Annotated in this window: 24 protein-coding genes, 2 tRNA genes and 1 pseudogene; 8 read left to right on the top strand and 19 right to left on the bottom strand. The window is 51.6% G+C overall.

All coding sequences use genetic code 11. The annotated features are described in order from the left end of the window. Positions 1-9: 9 nt before the first annotated feature. On the bottom strand, positions 10-762 hold the full coding sequence (locus MHH28_RS00295; protein WP_405110205.1) for an ABC transporter permease: 753 nt from the start codon (positions 760-762) through the stop codon (positions 10-12). Further along, the gene (locus MHH28_RS00290) at positions 759-1,676 is read right to left on the bottom strand and encodes an ABC transporter ATP-binding protein (RefSeq protein ID WP_405110202.1); all 918 of its coding nucleotides are present in this window, start codon (positions 1,674-1,676) and stop codon (positions 759-761) included. Before MHH28_RS00290 ends, MHH28_RS00295 begins: the two co-directional genes overlap by 4 nt. A 172-nt stretch (positions 1,677-1,848) precedes the next feature. On the opposite strand from MHH28_RS00290, the gene MHH28_RS00285 reads away from it, so the two are divergent. The 4 genes from MHH28_RS00285 (at position 1,849) to MHH28_RS00270 (ending at position 6,008) form a co-directional block, all read left to right on the top strand. Beyond that, complete coding sequence (locus tag MHH28_RS00285) at positions 1,849-2,553, top strand: response regulator transcription factor (RefSeq protein ID WP_405116754.1); 705 nt, start codon at positions 1,849-1,851, stop codon at positions 2,551-2,553. Beyond that, entirely contained in the window at positions 2,553-3,938 is a 1,386-nt protein-coding gene (locus tag MHH28_RS00280; protein WP_405110200.1) for a sensor histidine kinase, read from the top strand. Before MHH28_RS00285 ends, MHH28_RS00280 begins: the two co-directional genes overlap by 1 nt. Positions 3,939-4,073: 135 nt before the next feature. Continuing rightward, on the top strand, positions 4,074-4,649 hold the full coding sequence (locus MHH28_RS00275) for a hypothetical protein (protein WP_405110197.1): 576 nt from the start codon (positions 4,074-4,076) through the stop codon (positions 4,647-4,649). Between the two features lie 54 nt (positions 4,650-4,703). Next, positions 4,704-6,008 carry a TerD family protein gene (locus tag MHH28_RS00270; protein ID WP_405110194.1) on the top strand — a complete coding sequence of 435 codons (1,305 nt, stop codon included), beginning with the start codon at positions 4,704-4,706 and terminating at the stop codon, positions 6,006-6,008. A 216-nt stretch (positions 6,009-6,224) separates the two neighbouring features. On the opposite strand, the gene MHH28_RS00265 is transcribed toward MHH28_RS00270, so the two are convergent. The 3 genes from MHH28_RS00265 to MHH28_RS00255 all read right to left on the bottom strand — a co-directional run bounded on the left by MHH28_RS00265 (position 6,225) and on the right by MHH28_RS00255 (position 11,950). Further along, positions 6,225-10,979, bottom strand: coding sequence for an Ig-like domain-containing protein (locus MHH28_RS00265; protein WP_405110191.1), 4,755 nt, complete (start codon positions 10,977-10,979; stop codon positions 6,225-6,227). Between the two features lie 278 nt (positions 10,980-11,257). Next, positions 11,258-11,584, bottom strand: coding sequence for a carboxymuconolactone decarboxylase family protein (locus MHH28_RS00260; RefSeq protein WP_405110188.1), 327 nt, complete (start codon positions 11,582-11,584; stop codon positions 11,258-11,260). 30 nt (positions 11,585-11,614) lie between these two features. Continuing rightward, on the bottom strand, positions 11,615-11,950 hold the full coding sequence (locus MHH28_RS00255; RefSeq protein ID WP_405116751.1) for a tautomerase family protein: 336 nt from the start codon (positions 11,948-11,950) through the stop codon (positions 11,615-11,617). Between MHH28_RS00255 and MHH28_RS00250 the strand changes: the two genes are divergently transcribed. After that, positions 11,876-12,736, top strand: a complete 861-nt coding sequence (locus MHH28_RS00250) for a substrate-binding domain-containing protein (RefSeq protein WP_405110185.1) — start codon at positions 11,876-11,878, stop codon at positions 12,734-12,736. The two genes, MHH28_RS00255 and MHH28_RS00250, sit on opposite strands and share 75 nt — an antisense overlap. Here MHH28_RS00250 and MHH28_RS00245 read toward each other — a convergent pair. From MHH28_RS00245 to nrdR, 8 genes are all read right to left on the bottom strand, one after another. Further along, the gene (locus MHH28_RS00245; protein ID WP_405110182.1) at positions 12,719-13,171 is read right to left on the bottom strand and encodes a hypothetical protein; all 453 of its coding nucleotides are present in this window, start codon (positions 13,169-13,171) and stop codon (positions 12,719-12,721) included. The two genes, MHH28_RS00250 and MHH28_RS00245, sit on opposite strands and share 18 nt — an antisense overlap. A 20-nt stretch (positions 13,172-13,191) precedes the next feature. Next, entirely contained in the window at positions 13,192-13,785 is a 594-nt protein-coding gene (locus MHH28_RS00240) for a TetR/AcrR family transcriptional regulator (RefSeq protein WP_405110179.1), read from the bottom strand. A gap of 195 nt (positions 13,786-13,980) precedes the next feature. Beyond that, positions 13,981-14,460, bottom strand: a complete 480-nt coding sequence (locus tag MHH28_RS00235; RefSeq protein WP_405110176.1) for an IS1096 element passenger TnpR family protein — start codon at positions 14,458-14,460, stop codon at positions 13,981-13,983. 17 nt (positions 14,461-14,477) lie between these two features. Further along, the gene (locus MHH28_RS00230) at positions 14,478-14,621 is read right to left on the bottom strand and encodes a hypothetical protein (RefSeq protein WP_405110173.1); all 144 of its coding nucleotides are present in this window, start codon (positions 14,619-14,621) and stop codon (positions 14,478-14,480) included. Positions 14,622-15,595: 974 nt separating this feature from the next. Beyond that, positions 15,596-15,668: transfer RNA gene (locus MHH28_RS00225), tRNA-Lys, on the bottom strand. Positions 15,669-15,677: 9 nt separating this feature from the next. Next, positions 15,678-15,753 (bottom strand) — tRNA-Ala (locus MHH28_RS00220). Positions 15,754-15,859: 106 nt separating this feature from the next. Further along, complete coding sequence (locus MHH28_RS00215) at positions 15,860-15,991, bottom strand: hypothetical protein (RefSeq protein WP_405110170.1); 132 nt, start codon at positions 15,989-15,991, stop codon at positions 15,860-15,862. 9 nt (positions 15,992-16,000) lie between these two features. Beyond that, positions 16,001-16,477 (bottom strand): transcriptional regulator NrdR, encoded by a 477-nt coding sequence (gene nrdR, locus MHH28_RS00210; protein WP_405110167.1) that lies wholly within the window; start codon positions 16,475-16,477, stop codon positions 16,001-16,003. A 166-nt stretch (positions 16,478-16,643) separates the two neighbouring features. On the opposite strand from nrdR, the gene MHH28_RS00205 reads away from it, so the two are divergent. Then, positions 16,644-16,862, top strand: coding sequence for an alpha/beta-type small acid-soluble spore protein (locus MHH28_RS00205; protein ID WP_042126012.1), 219 nt, complete (start codon positions 16,644-16,646; stop codon positions 16,860-16,862). 98 nt (positions 16,863-16,960) lie between these two features. Here the strand turns inward: MHH28_RS00205 and MHH28_RS00200 are convergent, their stop codons facing one another. From MHH28_RS00200 to polA, 5 genes are all read right to left on the bottom strand, one after another. Then, positions 16,961-17,524 carry a lytic transglycosylase domain-containing protein gene (locus tag MHH28_RS00200; RefSeq protein WP_405116749.1) on the bottom strand — a complete coding sequence of 188 codons (564 nt, stop codon included), beginning with the start codon at positions 17,522-17,524 and terminating at the stop codon, positions 16,961-16,963. Next, positions 17,524-18,120 carry a dephospho-CoA kinase gene (gene coaE / locus MHH28_RS00195; protein ID WP_405110162.1) on the bottom strand — a complete coding sequence of 199 codons (597 nt, stop codon included), beginning with the start codon at positions 18,118-18,120 and terminating at the stop codon, positions 17,524-17,526. Before coaE ends, MHH28_RS00200 begins: the two co-directional genes overlap by 1 nt. A 9-nt stretch (positions 18,121-18,129) precedes the next feature. Then, positions 18,130-18,867, bottom strand: a complete 738-nt coding sequence (locus MHH28_RS00190; protein WP_405110159.1) for a manganese efflux pump — start codon at positions 18,865-18,867, stop codon at positions 18,130-18,132. A 198-nt stretch (positions 18,868-19,065) separates the two neighbouring features. Then, a complete protein-coding gene (mutM, locus tag MHH28_RS00185) occupies positions 19,066-19,908 on the bottom strand; it encodes a DNA-formamidopyrimidine glycosylase (protein WP_405110156.1) in 843 nt (280 codons plus the stop codon). A 51-nt stretch (positions 19,909-19,959) separates the two neighbouring features. Next, positions 19,960-22,629, bottom strand: a complete 2,670-nt coding sequence (polA, locus tag MHH28_RS00180) for a DNA polymerase I (RefSeq protein WP_405110153.1) — start codon at positions 22,627-22,629, stop codon at positions 19,960-19,962. Positions 22,630-22,666: 37 nt separating this feature from the next. Here polA and MHH28_RS00175 point away from each other — a divergent pair. Both MHH28_RS00175 and MHH28_RS00170 read left to right on the top strand, forming a co-directional pair. Beyond that, positions 22,667-22,889, top strand: a pseudogene (locus MHH28_RS00175) (hypothetical protein); the annotation flags it as partial. A 56-nt stretch (positions 22,890-22,945) separates the two neighbouring features. After that, positions 22,946-23,485: a putative immunity protein gene (locus MHH28_RS00170; protein ID WP_405110150.1), complete on the top strand. Its 540-nt coding sequence runs from the start codon at positions 22,946-22,948 to the stop codon at positions 23,483-23,485. Between the two features lie 149 nt (positions 23,486-23,634). Here the strand turns inward: MHH28_RS00170 and phoU are convergent, their stop codons facing one another. Continuing rightward, positions 23,635-24,294, bottom strand: a complete 660-nt coding sequence (phoU, locus tag MHH28_RS00165; RefSeq protein ID WP_405110147.1) for a phosphate signaling complex protein PhoU — start codon at positions 24,292-24,294, stop codon at positions 23,635-23,637. Between the last annotated feature and the right edge of the window lie 56 nt (positions 24,295-24,350).

The following is a 24,350-nucleotide window of genomic DNA, read 5'->3' as shown; positions in this document are numbered from 1 at the left end:
CTCTCCTCCTTAGACCGATTGTCTGGAAATATGGGTGTTCCCGGCAACATACAACCCCAGCGTGACCAGCAGGGCAATAATACATGGAATAACAGGCATGTTCCCTGTGATATACGTTCCAGAGGAAGCCTTATACACATAAGTCACCGGACTGAGGTCCAAATAATAGGACCAGACGACCACCTGCCGGACAGCAGCAGGGAACAAGCTGGCTGTCGTCCCCAGGAACCCGCCCAGCATGCCAAGACAGAGGGCAAACGCCTGATTCTTCACCGCCAGCGATATCCATTGCTGCATCGCGATGACCAGCAGACTGGCAATCAGCGTACCCGCAGCGAACTCTAGCAGCAGGCCTGCCGGGAGCGGTTCTGCGAGCTTATGGAACCTGCCGAAGCCGGCAATAAATACGGCCTGGGCCAGAATCCCGTACAAGATCAGGCTGCCCGCACAGACGAATTTGGCAGCATACACTGTCCGGCGTCCGACAGAAGTGGTCATCAGCATTTTCCAGGTGTCGCCTTTATGCTCCATATCGCAAATTCTGGACACCACAATGGCCGACAGTATCGGCAGGAACAGTCCGTTCATGGACGAGAGGCTGAAAATCAGCGCTTCCCAGGTGGCATTGTCCGCACTCCGCGAGATAGAGATGCTCATGGACATGGACGCCCAGCCCAGCTCTGCGGTCAGAAAGAGCGTCAGCATCGCCCACACCTTTCTCCGCCGGATTTTATAATATTCCAGGAACAAGGCTTTCATCACAGGCTCCGCTCCTTTCCGGTGAGACCCAGGAAAATATCCTCAAGGCTCTTCCTCGACTCTACGATCCGGCTCACTTCAATCTGCCCTGACACCAGAATTTCATTGATCCGCGACACCTCTGAGTCTTGCATAGGGCCGAACACCAGCCGCCGTTCCTGCATGATTGGCCTATATCCTTGTGCAGCCAGCACTTTGACCGCCGCGGAGGGATCATTGATCTGGAAGTGGATCTTGGCCTGGTTCTGCGTCTGAAGCGCAGCCATCGTCCCCTGGAACAGCAGCTGGCCTTCACTGATGATGCCCACTGAGGTAGCGGTCTGCTCGATCTCGGATAACAGGTGGCTGGACACCACAATCGTCATGTCATACTGGGCAGGCAAGGACTTAATCAGCTCCCTTATCTCTCCGATCCCCGCCGGATCAAGCCCATTCGTGGGTTCGTCCAGAATCAGCAGGCTCGGGAATGCCAGTAAGGCCATGGCCAGACCCAGACGCTGCTTCATACCGAGAGAATACTGCCCGGCAGGCTTATGCCGGTGATTCTCCAGCCGGACGATCTGCAGCACCTTATCGATATTCTTGGCGGGCAGACTGCGCAGCCGCTGCATGACTCTCAGATTCTCCAGGCCCGTCAGATGTCCGTAATAGGAAGGCGACTCAATCAGCGAGCCTGTCCGGTTCAGAATCTCCAGCCGGTGGTTCCGCAGCTCCTGTCCGAACAGCTTGACCGTCCCCTTAGTGGGCTGCACCAGGCCCAGCAGCATCTTGAGCGTAGTCGTCTTACCGGCACCGTTCGGACCGAGGAAGCCGAAGATCTCTCCCTTCTGCACCTTCAGATTTACGTGATCGACCCGGGACGTTCCTCCATAGGTTTTGGTCAATTGCTTAGTCTCAATGATTGGATGAGTATTCATAGATTCGTATTCAGCTCCATTTCTGTCAAGTTGGCTCTTGCTTCCAAGCATAGAGGCCTTCCCTTGCTACAGGCTGAAGCTAACCTTACGCCTACCTTAAATACACCGGCCCCTCCCATTCTTCAACGCCTGATCGTGTATACTAATTCATGGGTGATGACGATTGAATACGATGAAGAACCGCAAAATAATGATTGTTGAGGACGAGCCCAAAATACGTGAGATGCTGGAGCTTTTTTTGCGAAAAGAAGGGTATTACCGCATATATACGGCTGGAGATTATAGCAGTGCCCTCGCGCTGTGCCGCCTGGAGAAGCCGGATATCGCCATTCTCGATGTGATGCTGCCGGACGGGGACGGATTCTCGCTCCTCTCCGCCATACGGACCTTCTCCGGGATGCCGGTCCTCTTCCTGTCGGCGCGCGGCGAAGATGAGGACCGCTTGCTGGGGCTGGGCCTGGGGGCCGACGATTATATCGTCAAGCCTTTTCTGCCGAGGGAGTTAATGCTGCGTCTGACGGCTGTACTGAAGCGGGTGTATGCGCCCTCCGTTCCGGAGCGGCTGCCTGTCTTCAGGTCAGGTGAGCAAGTGGTCGATCTGGACAGCGCTGTGGTACGGAGAGAAGGCCAGGAGCTGCCGCTGACGGCGAAGGAGCATGCCATTCTAATCAAGCTGCACCAGAACCACGGCCGGATCGTCACCAGCGATGCCCTCTGCCAGGCGGTATGGGGCGATGACAGCTACGGGTATGAGAACACTTTAATGGTACATATCCGGCGAATCCGCGAGAAGATTGAAGCAGACCCCTCGAAGCCAGTGCATTTGCTGACGGTCAGAGGGCTGGGTTATAAGCTCATTGTGCAGGAGGCGCTGTAATGGACAGTGCGGTCCGGATTTTACGCAAATTCGTAGGCTCCACCCTGCTGGTCTCTTCGCTGCTGCTCCTGTTCAACCTGATTCTGATCGGCTCTCTAATCTTCAAGGAGACCCATCAGGAGGCTTCGCCGGAGAAGGTCGTACAGGAAATATCCTCAAAGCTGCAAGGGTCTGCCGGGAAATATTCCCTGGATCCCAAAGGAGCCGCGCTGCTTCAGCAGAACAGGGCCTGGGCCATGCTGCTGGATGCGGGAGGCAAGGTGCAGTGGAGTGAGCAGCTGCCGCCGGAAATTCCGCGCGCTTACAGCCTCATAGAGGTGGCGAAATTCTCCCGCTACTACTTGCTGGAGTACCCTGTGTATATCTGGGAGCATCCGGAAGGACTACTTGTCGTAGGCTATCCCAAATATTCGTATGAGAAATATCAGCTCGGATACCTGACGGATTGGCTGCGCTCCCTTCCCTTAAGGGTGCTGCTCCTTCTGGTCTGCAATGTGGTACTGGCCGTGGCCCTCTCCTTGTTCATCGGCACCCGGCTGATCCGCAGTATCCGGCCCCTGATCAACAGCATTCATGCCCTGGCCAAAGACAAACCGGTCAACCTGGAGACTGCCGGGATCTTCAGCGATTTATCCGAGAGCATTAATTCGGCTTCCGCTACCCTGCAGAACAGGAGCACGCTGCTGAAATCACGGGATGAAGCCCGCTCCAACTGGATCGCAGGAATCTCCCATGACATCCGCACCCCGCTCTCGATGATCCTGGGCTACGCCAGCAATCTGGAGGAGCAAACCAATCTGAGCGGAGAGCAAAGACAGCAGGCTGCAATTATCCGCCGTCAGGGGGAACAGCTAAGGTCGCTGGTCAGCGACTTGAACCTCGTCTCTATGCTGGAATATGACATGCAGCCCTTGCAGCTTAAGCCTGTCCGCTTATCCGCTCTGGCCCGAACTGTTGTCTCCGACATCATGAACAACGGCCTGGAGGAACGGTATACGATTGACCTCTGTCTCACGGACGAGAGCCTGCAGGTTCGGGGAGACGAGAAGCTGCTGTACCGGGCAGTAAGCAATCTGGTACAGAACAGCATCCGGCATAACCCGGACGGCTGCGGAATTGTTGTCAGTATCTTCCGCAGCCAGGAAGCCTCCTGCTTCGCCTTGTCCGTATCGGATACCGGGCAGGGCGTTCCGGCCGAGTACTTACCGGAGCTAATCCTGCTGCCATATTCCGGGCGGCGGACCCGGCCCGTCCGCCAGGGCCATGGACTCGGTCTCCCGATGGTCGCCCGTATTGCCGAAGCCCATAAGGGCAAGCTTGTTCTGGAGAGCGCCACCGGCCGGGGACTGCGCGCAACCTTGCAGCTTCCCCCTCTCCACGAATAATAATAGACACCGAATGGAAAAGCCTCTTGCGCTGCAAGGGGTTCTTTCTTTTAGGCAAAAATCCTCTCTCCAAGATCCCCCAATTTCTGCTATGCTAATAGAAATCCAAAGTAGAAACAGGAGGCGTGCAGTAGAATGGATGCATTTCAATACGAGCTTACTTCTGAGACCGCTATTAATCTGAGATATGAGTATGGGGGTGAGTACTTTACATTCAACCTGTTCCGGGATGACTACGGGTGGGTGCTTCATCCGTTTGACGGAATTCTGCTGAGGAATCAGGCAATGTGTACGCTGGTTGCCGGGGAGCTGTTCAAGCACAAGCCTTTTCAGGTCATGCTGGCCAAGGAAGGGATTCTGTTCACCGATATCCGCTCCACCGTCAATCTCGATAATGTCAACACGCCGGTTGCTGCGCGCAATGAGCGCGAGTCACGTGTTAACCCTGCAGACGATCTAGCCGATGATCTGATGGAATTCGTTCAGCAGCATTCGATTGAAGAGGTCATAGACTACGAATGCCGTCTGGTTGGAAGCCGCATCTCCTTCTATAAGGAAATTCTCCAGCGCATGTTCATGGACAATCTGGGGCCCTCGGACCCCGAATTCCAGAAGATCCAGGATATCGTGCGAATCTATGAGCAAACCCTGGAGCGGCTGAGTGATCTGAACGGTCCGAACCTCGATGCCGGAAGCCGGGGCAGATTCTGAGCCTGACACCGCACTTATTCAAGCTTGAATTACTCATAGGAAAGGCTGGTTCTCATGACACTTGAGCTAATCAAGGGGCAAAAATGCAGCATAACCAAAGACAACCCCCGCCTCACGCAGCTCATCATCGGCCTGGGCTGGCAGGCTGCGGGAGCCGGGATTGAGATTGATAGCTCTGCTGTTCTGCTTACAGAGGCACAGCGGGTCTCTTCTGCGGCGGATCTCATATTCTATGGGCATCCCGCTGCCGATGATCAGTCTGTAGCCCTATTGCCGCCTGAGCAACAGATCAGCACAGGCATGGCTGACCACGCACAAATCGCAGTCAGGATCGATCAGATTCCTGCGGAATACGAGCGCATTGCGTTTGTGTTGACGATCCATGAAGCCGTGAAGCGGCAGCAGAGCTTCTCTTCCTTGAACGGTGCTTATCTGCGGATCATGAGCGCTGCAGACGGAACGGAGCTGCTCCGTTATCCGCTGGGTAACGGTTATACGGTGGAAACTGCCATAGTTGCCGGGGAGCTGTACCGGTATCGGAACGAATGGAAGTTCAGCGCAGTCGGCTCTGGTTATGCCGGCGGCCTGCCCGCCCTTTGTCATAGCTACGGTATACCGGCAGATGAGGCTCAGGCATTGGTTCAGACAGCGAGACCCGAGGCTCCGCCCCGGAAGTCTCCTTTTGTTCTGCCGGAGCTGCGGCCACGCCCTAAGCAGAGGCCGGCGGACCTGTTGCCTCCGGCTTCGCCGCCCGGTTCTCCAGGAAATTCCGGAGACCGGCTGCTGAAGAACCGGGGGGAGACGGTCCGGCTTCAGAGCGGGCCGGGAGCTGCAGGCGAGATAATCATCAATCTCAACTGGGTTCAGACCGAATCCTCCAGCTGGTTCGGCAGAAAAGGAATAGATCTCGATCTGGGCTGTCTGTTTGAACTGAGCAATGGCCTCAAAGGCGCGGTCCAGGCGCTCGGCGAATCCTTCGGCAGTCTGAACCGGCCGCCTTACATTCTCCTGGACGGAGATGACCGCACCGGCTCGATTGCCACGGGCGAGAATCTGCGGATTAACAGCCGCTATCTCTCCGAGATCAAGCGGATTGTTATCTTTGCCCTCATCTATGAGGGCGTCGCAAACTGGTCGCAAGCTAACGCCGTTGTAACCATAAGCCAGCAGGGCGGACCTGAGATCAAGGTCAAGCTGGACGAGCACAACAACGATAAGGGAATGTGCGCCATTGCTATGCTTCACAGCCAGCCGGATGGTAGCTTCAGCGTGGAACGGCTTGTGGAGTATTTCAGCGGTCACGAGGAGCTGGACCAGCGTTACCATTGGAATCTACGGTGGGAGACCGGGAGCAAGTAGGGAGTAAGTAGCGGCCTGCATGATCAGGAACAACGTCCCCTGGCGGGCGGGGGATACCGCCGATAGCGCTGAGCCACCTTCTGCCGGCCCAATGTGGTCGGTTTTCGATTACATTGGGCTCACGCGCTCTCGTGGCAGCCTATATCTTCAGCTGCACACCAAACAGCCCTTCCCCGTCAGAAGACGGATGGAAGGGCTGTTTGTGCAACACTTATTCTATTCTGCAGAATGATCTACAGAGGCTGCCTGGATACTGCCGAATGCCCAATAGCTAGCCGGGACATCCGTCCATTTCTGGACCGCGTTGGTCAGCGGAGCGATACCAAGAGCACGGTTAACGATGGTTACGGCTTCCGCACGCGTTAACGTCTGGTCTGGACGGAACGTGCCGTCCTCGTAGCCGGTGATGATGCCTGCCTGGGACATCCGCTCAATGGCTGTCTGAGCCCAGTGTCCGGCAATATCGCTGAAGCCGGCCGCATGGTCTTGAGCGCTTGTAATCAGACGGGACAGAATGGTCGCCATTTCGGCTCTTGTAATCGTCTGGTTAGGCTTGAAGCTGCCGGCCCCATACCCCTTCATGATGCCGCTTCGCGTCACTTGACCGATGGCGTCTGCTGCCCAGTGTCCGGCAGCGACATCAGAGTAAGCTACGCCGGCAGTAATTGCGGACTGGCTGAAGGTTCGGGCAATAATGCTGGCAGCCTCGGCCCGTGTGATGCTGTTCCCCGGCTTGAAGGTGCCATCAGCATACCCCGTCATATACGCCTTCAGTTGGGCCGCAGGATTTTGCGCAAGAACAACTGTAAATGTACTGAATTTGCTGATACTGAATTGAATTCCTGACTTTCCGGTCTGGCCGAAAGGTACGATTTCGCCCTTGACCAGCTCTTTGGTGCCGTCACTATGTTCAATGAAGACCGCCAGTGCCTTCAGTTGCTCCGCTGTTAACGAACTGTTGTTAAGCGGAAGCACCAGCGTAACCGGACGGCTCTGCAGGTTGGTGTCGATCGTTACCGGACGGCTCACAAGTGTAACTGTGGCACCGGGGGATACGCTCTGCACCTGTGCTTTTGCAAGGGCTTCAACCTCTGCGCTCTGTTGTGACGTCTTCAGTGGAACCAGATTGAAATAAATATCTGTACCGAATCCGGCCATCGAGCTGCCCGGCACCTTCACCTCAGCATTCACTGTGAAAAGATCCAACATAATCTGATTATCAGCAAATTGCTTGCTGGAAGTTGCCGGAATGGTCAATCTGGTTCCAGCCACCTCATCATTCTTATCAGGCACGTTGATTCTGGCAATACTGGACCCAGCGGCCTTAAGCTCATTAACTGCCCGGATGGCTTGCTCCAATGTGAACGTAAGCGTGTCACTCTTCACTCCGTTTGCATCCTTAGTGCGGGTAATGACCACAGAGGATACCATGGAGCCTTGAGCGGCGCCGTTCTCAACGTTTGCATTAATGCTTTCTGTCTGCGGAGAAGGTGTCGGTACCGGAGCCGGGGCTCCCCCGCCTGATCCTGAACCGCCGCCCGGTGCCGGTGTAGGAGGATCAGTTGGCGTGACCGGAACAGGAACTGTCGAGAAGCTCCAGACCTTACTATCCGCAAGTCCTGCATAGCTGTTACCTGATTCGTCTGTAAAAGCCCCCGCCTGAATCAACACATAATAGCTGCCACCCTGCTTAAGCAGGCCGTTCGTGTTGATGCTGACGGTTGAGCCCGTAATCGAGACTAGCGTCTTATCGTCCGCTTTAATCGACTTAACGACCTCACCATTCTCTGCATTAACAAGCTCGATATTGGCATTTCCAGTTAACACATTCTCGTTAAAAGTCAGTGTGAGTGTAGCAGATACAGGTACATGCGTTGCATTGCCTGCCGGATAATAAGCTGTCACCAGAGGCGCTGCCGTATCCGGCCCGCTGGTTGTTACAAACCGCCAGGCATTAATACCTGAGATGCCGGCATAGCTGTTGCCTGCGAGATCTGTAAATGCGCCCTCAGAGATACGTACAAAGTAGCTTGTCCCAAGCTCCAGATGGTCAGCCGGATTAATGGTTACTACATGATTAAGGATAGTCACCATTTCCGAACTGGCAGGAATCGCCACTACCGGATGAATGTCATCGGTGCTGCGGAAAATCTCAATGGTACCCGCCGCCGCCCGTACATTTTCGCTGAAGGTCAGGACCAGATTCGCGTTCGCTGCCACTTCTGTAGCCCAAGGCTCCGGCGAATACGTAATCACCGTTGGCGAGATCCGATCCGGTGCATCTGTGGTTGTGAACTCCCAGTCTGCGCTCTCAGCATTGCCGGCATAGCCGTTGCCTGCGAGATCAGTGAATGCCCCGGCTCCAATCTGGACATAGTAGCTCGCGCCATACTTCAGATCTTCTGTAGGGTTAATTGTCACTACATTGCTATGGATAGTTACATTCCCGGAAGCCGCTGGAATCGTCACTGCCGGTGTATGATTCGCACTATTGTAAATGACGATATTGCCTTCTCCAGCCTTTACATTCTCACTGAAGGTAAGCTCCAGGTTAGTTCCAATAGCTACTCCTGTTGCACCATTCTCAGGTGAGTACGTGTTCAACACAGGTGCAGTTGTATCCGGCGCAGCCGGGGTGGTGAAGTGCCAGGTTGTACTGTCCGCAATTCCGGAGTAGAAGTTGCCGGATAGATCTGCGAAGGCATCTCCTGTAATTCTCACATAGTAGCTTGTACCATACTCCAGATTGTTCACCGGATTAATGGTTACTACATTGTTCAGAATGCTTACGTCTCCGGCGGAGATCGTAGCTGCTATTTTGTCGGACGAGTTGTTGTAAATCACAATACTGCCTTCCCCTGCTTGTACATTCTCGCTAAAAGCAAGCTTCAGGTTAGCTCCGATAGCTACATCTGTAGCCCCATTCTCAGGCGAGTATGTGTTTACGATTGGGGCTGTCGTATCCGGCCGGCTGGTTGTTGTAAACCGCCAGGTGGTATTGTTCGTGATACCGGCATAGCTGTTGCCTGCCATATCCGTAAATGTACCATTATCAATCATCACATAGTAGGTCGCACTGTAAACCAGATTCCCCTGGTGATTGATCGTTACTATATTGCCGTCAATGGTTACATCATCGGAGCTGACAGGAATTGTCGCGGCCGGGTTAACACTATTGACACTATTGTATATCTTAATTTGCCCTTCACCCTTCTGTACATCCTCATTGAACGTAAGAGTCAGGTTGGTGCCGATCTCTACATTCTTTGTTCCACTTTCAGGAGAATAACTGCTCACCACCGGCGGCGCAGTATCAGGCGCTTCTTCTGTTGTGAACTGCCAGGTTGTGCTGTCATCGATGCCGGCATAATAGTTGTCTGCTGCATCTTTGAATGCTGTATTTCCTATTTTCACATAGTAGGTTGTGTCATATTCTAGTTTTGCAAAAGGATCAATTGTTACTACCTTATCAAGAACTGTAACATCATCAATCTGAATTACTTCTACCGGATTAACTTCATCCGTACTTTTGTAAATCTCAATGTTTCCGCTATCCTTCGTTACAGGCTCATCGAACGTGAGCGTCAGATTCGTTTCAATATCAACCCCTATCGCCCCTGGCACAGGAGAATAATCGATAACGGTTGGAGCGGTCTCATCTGCTGGTCCAGCAACAGTCGTGAAGCTCCACTCCTCCGCTGCGATCGCTGCATTGCCGCTGTCACCGTTAGTGAAAGCATCCGCGTCAATTGTTACAGCATATTTCATACCTGGATCGAAATTCTTGCCCGGATTAATCGTTACCGTATCGGCAAGTGGATTTACCGTTACTCTGCTGGTGTCATCCGCTGGGATGGTCTCAACAGGAGTGGACAGATCCGCAGCCTTGAAAATTTTAATATTAAAGTCTTCCCCAGTGGCTGCCGTCACCGGCTGATTGAACATCAGCTCCAGATTCGCATCTACTGCTACATCGGTATCATCATTTCCCGGAGTCAGACTGAGCACCCGCGTAATGTTGGGAACGGTATAAGACCTAATGATCACACCGGAATCACCTGCTGCAATAAATTGATTAATAGCTTGAAAAAATACGATGCTGTTAAGCTTAGCAGTCGCGTTTGTAGTCTCAGGCTTCCAGGTCTGCCCCATATCGGTGGTGGAAAACACTTTCCCGCCATCTCCTGCGGCCATGAAGACGCTGTTACCGAAAGCTACTCCATTCAGATTCACTTTAGAATCCAGGGTCTGCTCAACGCCTCTCTTACTATCCGGAGAGATAATAATGGTTCCTGACGCCCCAACAGCCATGAACATGCCACCGCCGAAGCTGATGCCCTTTAAATTCTCGCTTGTTTTGCGTGTTACCTTAGTCCAATCAGATCCATCTTTGGACATTACCACTGTACCGTTATCACCCACTGCTACAAACGTACCGTTGCCGTAAGCCACAGCGTTCAGATTCGCAGTAGTGTCTGAGTATACTATATTCCAGTCAGTTCCAGTGTCATTTTTCTCCATGATAAATCCTGAATCTCCAACAATAACTAATTTATCATCGCCATAACTGACTCCATTCCAGTTAAAACCGACGGATCCATCGGAGGGTATCCAGGACACGCCATTTGTTGACGTCAGGACTATCCCGTTGTCACCAACCGCAACATATTTGCCGCCTGTCCCCGTATAAACAACGCCGTTCAAATCCTCTTCTACCCCAGAATTACGAACTGCCCATGACGTAGGGCCGCTTGCCGTAACAATGCTACCTTCTTCACCCACTGCAACTAATATTTCGGAGCCTATAGCAACTCCGTTTACTTTTTTGCCGCCTGGCAGCGAACCGAGATTCTCCCAGCTTGCCTCACCGTTGTCTGTTGAACCCGCATATACCGGAAAGACTCCGGTCCATACCAAGCTGATCACGAGTAACAACGAGAAATATTTTTTCAATCCCTTACCCTTAAACAATGTATCGCTCCCCCTTGTTCATTCATCCTGTGCGCTATATTGCAAATTCTGCTGGAGTGTGGCATCTGCCCCCTTAGAAATTTTCATATATGCGCCCATTCTAGCAGACAGCTCTAAACAAACTCTTAACAATTCTCGACAAAAACCGATTCATCAGGACCTAAATGGGGTATAGCTCTTGAAAAAATGAAATAATTGCGATTTTCTAACCTCTTATCAAAAAAATTGTCTAAACCAAAAAAGCGCACGGAGCTTTTCGCTCACATGCGCAAGTGTGGTTATATTTCCTCGAAAATTTCCTTGGCAACTAGTATCGCCGATGCGGCACGCGGCCAGCCTGTATAAAAAGCGAGGTGAGTCATCGCCTCGATCAATTCTTCTTCGGATAGACCGTTCTCCAGGGCCAGACGGATATGAAAGGGTAGCTGCTCAGTAAGCCCTCCGGCAACCAGGGCCGATATCGTCAGGAGACTGCGTTCCCGAAGCGACAATTCTGCCCTTCTCCATACCTCCCCAAAGAGCACATCCTCCGAATAACGCGCGAACGAAGGAGCAATGTCTCCAAAAGCTTCAAGGGCATTCGATGCAATTTTCCGATGCTTCATTCCAAGTACCTCTCTTCCTTCAATGAACAATCATTCAATCATCTGAGCGATGCCATTGCCAAACGTCCAATCCTCGAATTCTGTATCGACCAGCACGACGAAAACGTCCTCTTTCCTGATGCCCAGTGTGCTCGACAACGTTTCGGCCAGCTTGCTGTAAAAGCTCATTTTCTGCTCCTTGCTTCTCCCGGATTTGAGCGTAATCTGAATATAGAGCAGCCCATCCGTTCGCTCTATGTTTAAATAGTTCGGACTGTAATAAAACTCGCTTGCTTTATGGGCATGGAAGACTTGAAAGAAATCATCTTGCGGCACGTTAAAATGCTCCCTAAGAGCATTCTTAATTTCGCGGCTAATGATAGGCAGCTGTTGGTCAAGGAACTGGGCATCAAGCTGTTCAAACGGGGCTGGGACTCTGAGCTTACAGCTTCGGGGCGAATATTTGCTGCTGAGATCGATAGTCTGATTCGACATTGGACCTATGTTGCGGATCAGGCCAAGGCTCTGCAAAAAGAAGAGATCGGTACGCTTAGTATCGGCGGGCTGGAAACGTTAACGAAAGAGGTACTGCCAAGGTCGCTTCTGCGATTCATGGAGCATAAGCCTAATGTATCCTGCCATTTTGTGATCGGTAACACCGCTTCGCTCTCGCATGCACTGCTTCAGAATCAATTGGATTTTGCCATCTGTGGGGAGCCTGCTGATCCAGCTTCATATCACTTCGAACCCCTGTATCAGGAACGGATAACTTTTATCGCAGGGAACAACCACCCTTTGGCCGCAAGAGAGGAGATTGCTTTCGAGGAATTGCTTGGTTATCCAATCATGGCGGGGGGAGCTACCTGTCTATATCATTCCCAATTATCGAAGCAGTTCTCCCGGTACACCGAAACTCCCTTTCTGCATACCGTAAGTCAAATCTCTGCCATTGCGGGCTTCGTCCAGCAGATCGCTGTTGTAGGAGCCGTCCTCGAATCCACGCCGTTACCGCCGAATGTTGTGAGACTTCATGTTGAGCAGAAGGACGCCGCCATTCCGATAGGTCTGCTACAATCACGCAACGTTGAGTATCAATCCTCATCCAAGAAGCTTTTAATGCAATTTGTAAAAGAAGAACTGGAGTCCTATCCACGATTAAGGCAGGTAGAGTAACGGGGATGCGAGCAGCACTGCAGTGATAAAAACGAGCTGAATCCCTATACGGATTGGTAATTTCGGCACAGGCTTGCCCCCGATAGTCATGTTACTGCGTGCTGCAAAAATATTGGCGGGGAGCATGGCAATAAGAAGCAAGATCAGGCATACAGAAGCAATTGCTGAGAAAGCGGGTAGCAGGATACCTATAGCTCCGGACATTTCCAGAATCCCGGTAACCGTCACGATCCATTCTTTCTGCGGAAAAGCAGGCGGCACCATTCTTACCAAATCGGAGCGCCGCCGTCCCCAGTGGGCAGAAGCACCCAATAGTAGCATAATGGATATGGCCCATTGAAGAGATGTCTGCCAGTCATCCCAATAAGTCAAGCCCAGCAGACCAACCACCCGAAACAGCAAAAAGGATATGATAAACGCTATAAAAGGAACCATTGTATCTTCTTCCCTCAACTTTAATTTTTCAGGATTCCGGCCATAAAATCCGATACCCCTTTCGCTGAAAGGGCCTCAGATGAAGTACGCAGGGATGAACGCACACGCAGACCCAGTGACAGCAGGACGAACAGCTCCGCAGTCTCATCAGGGTTCACGTTTTCTTTGATCACCCCGTGCTTTTGCCCCGTTGCAATCCAATCCCTGGAGACAGACACCGACCGCTCATGAAAATGCTCAAGCACCTCCGCTACCGCCGGTTCATTCTCCTTACCCAGCAGGTATAGAAGCACTTTGTTGGTCGCTTCATGGCTGTCTTCCAATCCGGCAAGATTTCTGGCGATGGCATGCATCGGCCCGTCGAAGCTTTTATCAATACTACCTCTTACTTCTTCCTCAAAATGTTCATTCACAGCTTCAAGCCGCTCCTCCAGCACCCAGGCAAAAATCTCATCCTTACTCCTTATATAATGGAATATCGCACCCTTCGATAATTGCGATTGCTCCATAATATCCTTTAAGGTGATTGCATGACAGCTCTTATCCCGCAGCAATTCCTTCGTTGCATCCAGCAACTGCCGGATGGTTTGCTTCCGGCGATCTTCGTTCTTCAAGTCTAACTTCCCCTTCCATCCAGCTTGCTTCAGATTATATTTGTTTATGATTATATATACCGACCATCGGTTTGTAAATAAGCATGGAAATAAAAAGATCCGGGAGTTCCTGGTTTACAACGGATATGTTATTCCTCCATTGTTCTCCGGCTCCCGAATTCATGATGCGCGTTTTGCACAAGCCTTTCGTACCCGTTATACCTCTTCATCCTCTTCGTCTTCATCATCATCAAAACCGCCATATTGATCAGGTGCCTCTCCCTTACTCTCCGTGATCATAGGCAGCTTCTGACCCGGCTTCACTTCCGTTTCTCCCAGGTATTGAACAATCATTCTCCACTCATCACCATAATCGAATAAGAGCAGCATCTTTTGTTTGGGAGTATGAAAGACTTTACTGATTTTCGCTTTTTGCACTCCGGGAAACATATCCCCCGCCCCCACATCAGCAAATGATTCATAGCCTTCCTCAGAGCGTGCCCAGTTTGTGAGATTATCATAGAATCCAAAGGCATGATCCAGATCAAAATCAAAAGATTCAATCGTAACTGCCGCGAGATCGTACAACGATGCCTTTGCAGAAATAGCAATCTTCCGGGTAGGCCGTCCACGCACTGCACCGTTCCAGTCGCTTAGGGTTACTTTAAATAATCTGGCTTGTTCGTTCTTAGTCATCGGACTCTCCCCTTTTATCAATTCCACTCTTCTTCACGCATTCTCCGAACCTTATCGGACAGTTCTTTTGCTTCGTTAGGAGTCAGTATACCTGCAGATTCAAGAATATCGTCAATTGAATAATCATCTTCAACTAGTTCATGAGCGGTTTGTTTATCCATTAGCGCTGGTATCCCCCATTCCTTTACTCTTCATTCCTTATATCTCGCCATCATATATTTACTGTAATATTTTCCGTCTGACAGGATTCGATCCTTTTTCAATAGTCCCTCCACTTCAACCTGAAGTCTAACCTCAGACAGACCTTTCACGGCAATGTACTATATTAAAACTCACCTACTCATCTATCAAGAGTGCATTATTATGTTAAGTATCACGTTACATTATACAATATAATTATAGAGTAATCATTCATAATAGCAGCTAATTTATCCTTCAATTAAGGGAGGCCATTTATGAATCACGATTATTATGTGGAATGCATCATTGATGGAATGGAATAATATCTCCATACCCTGGCGTTGGCAGAACATATGCAATATCATCAGGGGGATGTGGAATGGATTTCTCCTTTGCCTGGTTTCGACGGCCCCTCACTAGTCTTTAAAGTATCGCTTGAGGAGGATACAGCGATCGAGCATATTAACAAGTTGCTGCCTGACTTAAAATCAGGAGCACTTCCAAAGGGATACTCTTACTGTGGAGATTAGCCCCCCTTAAAGTTTAACGTATGTTTTGGAGCATGAATTATAAAGCTAATGAGGTATCAATCAGCTGTATCGGACCGGGGCGCGCCTATTTCTACAAAAAGCACAATTTCACCAAGCTTACGGACTCAAATGGCGCTATTTACTCGATTTCATCTCATATATGGATGGTGAAGAAGCAATAAGCGCGATACGGTCCGTTAGCCCTTTTAATTATGCTGAATAGAGAAAATAAGGGCTGTGGGGTCCGTAGCAGTCCTTTCCAGGCATTAAGAACCGAAGGGTATTGATGGAAACCATATTTCGCGGTTCTAGGTTGGGGGCGCGGTTCGGGAATGGATCTCAAGCCCCTATTGTCATCCCCACTTAATCATCCGTATCCCCTGAAACAGCAAAAAAGAACGGCATCGCTGCCGTTCTTCATGTGATGGACTCTCAGGGGCTCGAACCCTGGACAAATAGATTAAGAGTCTACTGCTCTACCAACTGAGCTAAGAGTCCGTATGAAATTGGTGGAGCCAAGGGGGATCGAACCCCTGACCTCATCGCTGCCAGCGATGCGCTCTCCCAGCTGAGCTATGGCCCCATATTATTACAATTATACCAATTTAGAATTACATTATGTATTCTAAAATTCATCTTGAGCGGTAGGCTCAAGTCGCTTATTCATCAATTTGTTTCGTAGGCGACTTCTATATAATACAGAAATCCGCCTTCAGTGTCAACACTTTTTCAAAATTAATTTTGATGACCAGCGCATCACCCGGGAACTGGCCCCTCAACCCCAAGGCCAGTCCCTCTAAGCCATCATCGTCACCCTTCACTCCCTTAGCTTACAGCCCGTCCAGCTCCTCCGTGTTCTTAGAGAGCAGTCCTTTCAGTTCCTTCATGAACATGTTGATGTCCTTGAACTGACGGTACACGGATGCGAAGCGGACATAGGCTACCTCGTCTACAGGATAGAGCTGCTCCATGACCAGCTCGCCGATCTGGCGGCTCTCAATCTCGGCGAGGGCGATGCCGCGCAGGCTTTTCTCCACCTCGGATACGATGACCTCCAGGCGCTCTACAGAGACCGGACGCTTCTCGCAGGCGCGGATCAGGCCGCGGAGGATTTTGTCACGGCTGAACTCTTCACGGCTGCCGTCTTTTTTGATTACAATCAGAGGGGTCTCTTCAATCATCTCGAAGGTGGTGAACCGGCGGCTGCACAGCTCGCATTCCCGCCTGCGGCGGATGGACTTATTCTCATTGGCCGGTCGTGAGTCAAGGACTTTGGTATTGGTGTGATCGCAGTAAGGGCATTTCATAAGCTTCTTCACTTCCTTATCATTAGAATGGACAGGCCCCGTTCCCTGTTGAAACCGGTCTGTAGGGGGCTTAAGTTAATTTCCAGAAAACACCGTTTATTTGTTGTAATGAATATGGCATGTCCGGCACATAATACTGTTACCAACCGATAGGAGGTGAACAGCAATGAGCCAAAACAACAGCTCCAATAACCTGGTAGCTCCAAACTCACGTGGTGCCTTGGAACAACTGAAATATGAAGTTGCCCAGGAACTCGGTATTACCCTCTCCCCAGATGGATACCAAGGCAATAAAACTTCTTACGAAAACGGTTCGATCGGTGGTTACATCACTAAACGTCTTGTAACCCTGGCTGAACAGCAGTTGGCAGGTCAGTACAAATAACCTGTCCACAAACGACATAAGCTTGCCTAAGAAGTGTCGAACGGCCTCCGGCCGTTTGATGCTTCTTTTTACATGACAGCAGCAAAATAATAAGCACCCTAGAACTCGCTGTAGAGCTCGGTGTATTGATCATAATAATAAATCACACGCTGCACGTAGTGACGGGTCTCACCGAACGGAATGTTCTTCACAGAAGCTTCGGTTCCATCCCACTGTCCATCGTCCAGCCAGCTCTGCACCTTGCCGGGCCCGGCATTGTAGGCGGCAATGACCGCTATACGGTTGCCGTTGAACTGCTTGGACAGTGTAGACAAATACCAGGTGCCCAGTTCAATATTGGATGAAGGCTCTTCCTTCAGCCGCTCCAGCGACACCTCGGGGAGCTTGGCCTTTTCCAGCGCCCACTTGGCGGTATCCGGCATCAGCTGCATGAGTCCCAGTGCGCCTTTTTTGGATTCGCGGCCGGTCTTGTAATTGGTCTCCACACGGATGATGGACGCCACCAGGAACGGGTCCATCTCGTATGTGAGGCTGTGCTGGCGGATCTCTTCTTTATAATAAATGGGATAAAACCAGGACATCCAGTTGGAGCCGAGAAACAGAATCGCTGTGAAGCCAATGAACAGCAGCAGCAGCACTCTTTTTTTGCGCAGCCACTTCATCATATCAGAACCAGCCTGTCCCACAGTCCGGCAACCTGGCGCTCCGTATCTTCCAAGTCTCCGCTGTTGTCGATAACATAAGTTGCTTTCCTGCGTTTCAGTTCAATATCCATCTGGGATCTTAACCGGTCCTCAGCCTGTTCCAGCTTCATTCCGCTGCGCTCCATGAGGCGGGCTAACTGCACCCTCCCCGGAACATAGACCACAATAATCTGTTCAAACAGGGAATCCAGCTCTGACTCGTAGAGCAGCGGAATGTCCACAATGACCGGCCGCTGCGGCTTCTCCTGTTCCAGTGCGTACATCCTGTCCTTGATTTCCCTGCGGATTGCCGGATGGGTCAGGTTATTCAAAGTCTGGAGCGCTTCCGGGTCCCGGAACACAATCTCGCCCAGCCCCGCCCGGTCCAGCGATCCGTCAGGCAGCAGAATGCGGTCTCCAAAAGCCTCCACCGCCGCCGCCAGCACCGGATGTCCGGGGAGCATCACCTCTCTGGCGATGACATCTGCATCCACCAGCGCAGCTCCCTTGCGGACAAATAGTGCAGACACGGTGCTTTTTCCCGAAGCTATGCCTCCGGTTAAGCCTATAATCATGTACTCACCTCATAATAACTTCATTATACCCATAACAATTAATAATATCGCGGGCAGCGCAGCAGCATGCTTCATCCAGTAGCTGCCTGACAACCTCAGTCCCGTCTTCATCCCCAGCAACAGAAAGGTTCCGCTGAATACAGCGATCATCAGCGAGGTGGTCCACGGGCTGAATCCGAGCAGCGCCGCACCAAGACCGGCACCGAAGGCATCCAGCGACAGCGCTATGCCCAGGATCATGGCTTCCATGGAGGAGATACTCCCCGAGGCGTCCATATCGGCAGAAGACGGTGTGCGGAGAATCTGAATGACCACGCCCAGATGGCGCAGCTCCAGAGAGAATACGGCCGGCTTCAGCGGCTCTGCCTCTAATTCCGCCCCCACCGTCTGAACGGCCGCGGCCGTCTCCAGCCTCGCGTCCCGCCCGGAATATCCCTCTGCTACCGCTGGAACGATCTCCTCCTGCTCCTTTTCTTTCTGCGTCAGCATCTGGAACAGGGACCAGCAGCCCATTAAGACGAGAATAACCGCTCCGACACTGGAAGCGGCATGCGGCGAGACCACCCTGGCCAGCAGCACGCCGACCTGCATAGAACCATAAATGACCACCCCTGAACAGAGTGAGATAATCACAATCGAGAGCAAGGGAATTTTCATTTTACGCAGTCCATATGTAATACCAACACCAAAACCATCCAGACTAAGCGCAAACGCAAGCAGCAGCAGTGACAACAATGGGCTTAGCACCCGCAATCCCTCCCGTGAAGAACCGGAGCCGGCGGATCAAGCGATCCTAACCGGAACTCCGTTTCGCCGTAATCAGCAATCTTCACACATTATATGGGCGGGACGGGCAGTGAGTGCCTATCTTTTGATGTAACCGGATAACTCAGGTGCAGCTGGCCCGGAAACGGGCTGTAGAAGCTGTGCTGTAATTACGAAAAATCACAGCGTCAGCAGGGGGACCGGCTGGCAGGTGGGACAATAATGCGTTCCCCGTCCGCCGACCACACTCTTCTCAATCAGCGTGCCGCAGGTGGCACACGGCTGATCCTTGCGTCCGTATATCTTGTGCTGATCCTGGTAGTTCCCGCTCTCCCCCTGGCCGTTAACATACGACTTCACCGAGGACCCTCCGGCATTAACCGCTTCGGTCAGTGTCGCAACAATAGCATGGTGCAGCCTGGCCAGCTGATCTTCCGAGAGGGACTTCGCGGTCTCCTCCGGGTGGATGCCTGCGCGGTGCAGGGACTCATCTACATAAATATTGCCGATACCTACTATATATTCCTGATTGAGCAGCAACGGCTTGATCTTGGTGCTCCGCTTCGTGACAATCTCCTTGAACCGCTCCAGCGTGAAATCGGCATCCAGCGGCTCCTGCCCCAGCTTATTCAGCGGCTTCAGCGACAGATCCTCTCCAGGCTGGAACAGATGCATCGTCCCGAACTGGCGCACATCCGTATAACGCAGCTCTGTCCCGTCTGTGAAATGGAAAATAACATGCGTATGCTTGTCCAGCGGCTCGCCCTTACGGTACATTCCGTAACGGCCCTCCATCCGCAGATGGGAGACCATGACCAGCCCGTCCAATACGAACCGCAGAAACTTGCCTCTGCGTTCCACTGTAACTACACTATGGCCTGCCAGCATATGGGCAAAGGCCTGAATATCATCCGGGCGCTGAATAATCCGCGGCAGCCGGACGGTGACATGCTCTATCTGCTTGCCTGTAATTAACTCATTAAGTGTTCTTCTGACTGTTTCGACTTCCGGTAATTCCGGCATTATGGCTCACCTCCACTCCATTATACCGGATATCTGCCATGTGCGGGGAGCCTATTTCGCTTCGTACCAATTGCTGCCATAACTTACCTCTGCCTTCAGCGGAACAGATAATTGCAGCGCTCCTGCCATAACCTCCGGCAACAGCTGCTTCATCTGCTCCAGCTCCTCCTCCGGCACCTCGAACACCAGTTCATCGTGCACCTGGAGCAGCATCCGGCTCTTCAGGCCGCGCTCGTGCAGCGCCTTGTCCATATGAACCATGGCCAGCTTGATAATATCCGCAGCGGTTCCCTGAATCGGCGTATTCATCGCCGTACGTTCGGCGAAGGAACGCAGATTGAAGTTCTTCGCATTAATCTCCGGCAGATAACGGCGGCGCTCCAGCAGAGTAGTGACATACCCCTGCTTGCGGGCCTCGACCACAATATCATCCATGTAACGGCGGACGCCTTGGAACACTTCGAAATACTGCTCAATGAACCGGGCCGCTTCCTTACGCGGAATGTTCAGGTTCTGCGACAGGCCGTAATCGCTGATGCCGTAGACAATGCCGAAGTTAACCGCTTTGGCGGAGCGGCGCATATTGCTGTCCACACTCTCGGCAGGAACGCCGAATACGTCCATCGCCGTCTTGGTATGAATATCCATATCCTCGACAAAAGCTTCCTTCATCCGCTCATCGCCCGAGATATGCGCCAGCACACGCAGCTCGATCTGCGAGTAGTCCGCCGCCAGAATCGACCAGCCCGGTTCGGAGGGAACAAAGACCTTGCGGAGCTTGCGGCCCTCCTCCAGCCGGATCGGAATATTCTGCAGATTCGGGAACTGGCTGCTGAGCCGGCCCGTAGCAGCTATCGTCTGCCGGTAGAAGGTATGCACCTTGCCCGTCTCCGGCGAAATTTCCTTCATTAAACCTTCGACATACGTAGATTGCAGCTTGGCCAGGGTGCGGTATTGCAGAATCAGGCGTACGGCGTCATGATAAGGCGCAAGCTTTTCCAATACCTCGGCATCCGTCGAATATCCGGTCTTCGTCTTCTTCACGACCGGCAGACCGAGCTTCTCGAACAGAACCTCGCCCAGCTGCTTCGGAGAATTCAGATTGAATTCGGTTCCGCAGGAGGAGTAGATCTCAGTGACCAGCCGGGAGATCTGGGCTTCAAATTCCTTGCCGAGCTGGAGAAGATCATCCTTGTTAACTGCAATACCCTGCTTCTCCATATCAGCGAGAATCCGCGACAGCGGCATCTCCAGGTCCTGGAACAGGCCGGTCATCCCCGTCTTGTCCAGCTCCTCCTGCTGCTTCTGCACAATGCCAAGCACAGTCGCACTCTTGCGGGCAACATGCTCACCTAGAATCTGGAGCTCAGGAATCCGATATTTGGCCCCTTTGCCGAAGACATCCTCATCCGGTGACAAGCGCGGCAGGCCGTATTTCGTAGTCAGGTCATTCAGATTCTGGCTCGCTTCGGTCGGATCCAGCAGATAGGCGGCAAGCTGAACATCATTCGCGGCTCCGGCAAAAGCAATCCCCTGCCAATGCAGCGCCAGATCGGCACGGTGCAGATCATACCCGCTCTTCGGCGCCTGCTCGTCGCCGAGCCAGTCACGCAGGGGTGCTGCCGCCTTACTCTTCAGCAGGGAAAAAGGCACAAAGTAATGCTGCTCCGGCGAAGACAGCCCGAGGCCGATCACTTCGGCACGGTGCGGGTTCTCCCCGTTCGATTCCACATGCAGGGCGGAGATGCCCGGCAGTGCCTGGACCAGCTCGCCTATTCCGGCTTCGTCAACAATCGTAATCGTAAGCTCTTCCGCTTCCACTGCTGCGGGACCGGACAGGCCGTCCGCCGCATGCGAATAGGCGCTCAGCGACAGGCGTTCAAGCAGGGATTTGAACTCCAGCTTCGCCAGGGCAGGCCCCGCAGTATCCTTATGGATACCGCTGAACACCATATCCTCCCAGGTATGTTCAAGCGGAACCTCGCGGTAGATCGTCGCCAGTTTTTTGCTCATAATGGCGCTGTCCGCATGCTCTTCCAGCTTCTCTTTCATCTTCCCCTTCAGCTCACCGGTTCCAGCCAATACGCCCTCCACCGATCCAAACTGCTGGAGCAGCTTAAGCGCTGTCTTCTCCCCGACTCCCGGCACCCCGGGAATATTGTCGCTGGCATCGCCCATCAGCCCCTTCAGATCAATGATCTGCTCAGGGGTGAGATCATATTTGTCACGAATTTGCTTAGGTCCGTAGAGCTCCACTTCCGTAACTCCCTTGCGCACCAGCGCTACGGTGGTATGCTCGGATGCCAGCTGTAGCATGTCCTTATCCCCGGACACAATCATCACCTGACGGCCGGCGGCATCCGCCTCCCGGGAGATCGTACCGATAATATCGTCAGCCTCATAGCCTTCAATCTCGAACTGCGGAACCCCCAGACCCTTCAGCAGCTCCTTCAGCAGCGGGAACTGCTCGGACAACTCCGGCGGAGTCTTCTGGCGTCCGCCCTTATAATCCTCATAGCCTTCATGCCGGAAGGTTATCTTCCCCGCGTCGAAGGCCACAATCATATGTGTCGGTTTATGCTCCTCCAGCAGACGCAGCAGCATCGTCGTGAAACCGTATACCGCATTCGTCTGCTGTCCCGCTGTATTCGTCAGCGGCGGCATGGCGAAGAACGCCCGGTAAATGATATTATTTCCATCAATGAGTATCAACTTGTCCACACTAGCACCTCGCCTTTTTCTTGCTTTCTCTCCTTACATAGTACCATATGCTCCGCACAAAACAGAACCTGAGACCAGAAGCCCCATCCCCCTACAAGAGTATTTAATTGATATTCTTACTGCCTCTTCCTCGACAGGAGCTGTTCTGCAGGAACTATCTGAACGCAAAAAAGTTTGTTGAGTGTATAATAGAAGGATAATCTCTTCGTAAGTCTGCTGAATTAGTGGGTAACGTACCCCACGTCACATTATTTTACTGGAGCATGAATGACTTGATTATTAAAGGGAATTTAATACAAAACAGGAGTAGATAGAAGTGAACATTGATGATTATGCATGGAATAAACACGAGCAGAAAACAAAGAAAGAGGAGAAAGAATTTACATACAGTCTCCCTAAAATTAAGATATTTGATAACAATGAATTAAGAAATAAAATCGAAGAAGAATTGGAAAAAATGCCACAGAAATTACTTGCTCAATGGGCTTTAAAAGTAGCAACTCAATACTTGAATAATCTCGATAACCATTTAATAAATGACTCACGTATAAATTTAGGCATAGAAACTTTAAACAAGCGAATCAATGGAAGTATAAGAGCTTATGATTTACGAAAAGTTGGATTTACCGTTAACGAATTAGCTAAAGAGTCTACATCTGACGTTAGTAAGTATTCCGCGCGTTCATTTGCTCAGGCCATTGCAACTGGACATATGAGAGGACATGCAATGGTTTGCAGTGATTACGCAATAAGGGTAGTAAATAACTTAACTAATAATTCCTTAGATGCATCAACGAAAGAACGGAAAAGACAATTAAAGATAATAGATAATTTAACAAAAACGGGAACTTCCTAATTTATGGAAGTTCCATTTTTATAACTTAATTATCAGCATTAAACTTTAACAGAGCCTAACAAAAAACAAGCCCCGGGGAGGAGGCTTGCTGCCTGATGTTCAGGGCACAGAGTTCTGCGAAGCTGTGTCTGTGCGCCAACTTTATGCAATTATTGGTTCAAATCCGGACGTTTACCTGTAACCAGATACACTACACTCTCGCCAATATTCGTGGCATGGTCGGCAATCCGTTCAATGTAACGGCCAACCAGGGTCAGCAGCATTGCCTGATTCAGCGACTCCGGCTTCTCCACCATATAGGCATACAGTTCATTGATCATGGCACTGTACAATCCGTCCACCTGATCGTCATCCTGCGCCATTTTGTAGGCCAGATCCGTGTTCTCGTCCAGATAAGACTGAATGGCCTCCGTGGTCATGATCGTGACAAGCTCCGCCATGCGCGGAATATCTACAAGCGGCTTGATCAGCTGCTGTCCCTGGATACGCATCGTCACCTTGGCTACATCCAGTGCCAGATCGCCCATCCGCTCCAGGTCGCTGGAGATTTTGAAGGCTACAATAATACGGCGCAGATCCTTCGCCACCGGCTGCTGGGTGATGATCAGCCGTGAGCCGATCTCCATAATCCGGTCTTCCATGGCGTTCAGCCGCAGATCCGCTTTGACAATCTCCTGGGCCCGTACCGTATCCAGGGTCTGCAGGGCCAGTATCGCACCATCGAGTGCATCCGTTACATGCTCGCCCATCTGCTGCAGCAGGGAGCGCAGTTCTTCCAGATCTTTATCGAATTCTTTTCTGCGAATCATATCGAAAGTGATCCTCCTCACAAACAAATGGTCAATTCGGTTTAACTGAGAACCTG

This window comes from Paenibacillus sp. FSL K6-1217 (assembly GCF_045040735.1).
In the GTDB taxonomy this organism is placed as follows: domain Bacteria; phylum Bacillota; class Bacilli; order Paenibacillales; family Paenibacillaceae; genus Paenibacillus_AQ.
This window is presented reverse-complemented; position numbering and strand designations above follow the sequence as displayed.

Bases quoted from the DNA above. Each gene is read 5' to 3' on its own strand.
- MHH28_RS00290 (WP_405110202.1), bottom strand. From the start codon at position 1,676: ATGAATACTCATCCAATCATTGAGACTAAGCAATTGACCAAAACCTAT.
- MHH28_RS00285 (WP_405116754.1), top strand. From the start codon at position 1,849: ATGAAGAACCGCAAAATAATGATTGTTGAGGACGAGCCCAAAATACGT.
- MHH28_RS00280 (WP_405110200.1), top strand. From the start codon at position 2,553: ATGGACAGTGCGGTCCGGATTTTACGCAAATTCGTAGGCTCCACCCTG.
- MHH28_RS00275 (WP_405110197.1), top strand. From the start codon at position 4,074: ATGGATGCATTTCAATACGAGCTTACTTCTGAGACCGCTATTAATCTG.
- MHH28_RS00270 (WP_405110194.1), top strand. From the start codon at position 4,704: ATGACACTTGAGCTAATCAAGGGGCAAAAATGCAGCATAACCAAAGAC.
- MHH28_RS00260 (WP_405110188.1), bottom strand. From the start codon at position 11,584: ATGAAGCATCGGAAAATTGCATCGAATGCCCTTGAAGCTTTTGGAGAC.
- MHH28_RS00245 (WP_405110182.1), bottom strand. From the start codon at position 13,171: ATGGTTCCTTTTATAGCGTTTATCATATCCTTTTTGCTGTTTCGGGTG.
- MHH28_RS00235 (WP_405110176.1), bottom strand. From the start codon at position 14,460: ATGACTAAGAACGAACAAGCCAGATTATTTAAAGTAACCCTAAGCGAC.
- MHH28_RS00230 (WP_405110173.1), bottom strand. From the start codon at position 14,621: ATGGATAAACAAACCGCTCATGAACTAGTTGAAGATGATTATTCAATT.
- nrdR (WP_405110167.1), bottom strand. From the start codon at position 16,477: ATGAAATGCCCTTACTGCGATCACACCAATACCAAAGTCCTTGACTCA.
- MHH28_RS00205 (WP_042126012.1), top strand. From the start codon at position 16,644: ATGAGCCAAAACAACAGCTCCAATAACCTGGTAGCTCCAAACTCACGT.
- MHH28_RS00200 (WP_405116749.1), bottom strand. From the start codon at position 17,524: ATGAAGTGGCTGCGCAAAAAAAGAGTGCTGCTGCTGCTGTTCATTGGC.
- coaE (WP_405110162.1), bottom strand. From the start codon at position 18,120: ATGATTATAGGCTTAACCGGAGGCATAGCTTCGGGAAAAAGCACCGTG.
- mutM (WP_405110156.1), bottom strand. From the start codon at position 19,908: ATGCCGGAATTACCGGAAGTCGAAACAGTCAGAAGAACACTTAATGAG.
- phoU (WP_405110147.1), bottom strand. From the start codon at position 24,294: ATGATTCGCAGAAAAGAATTCGATAAAGATCTGGAAGAACTGCGCTCC.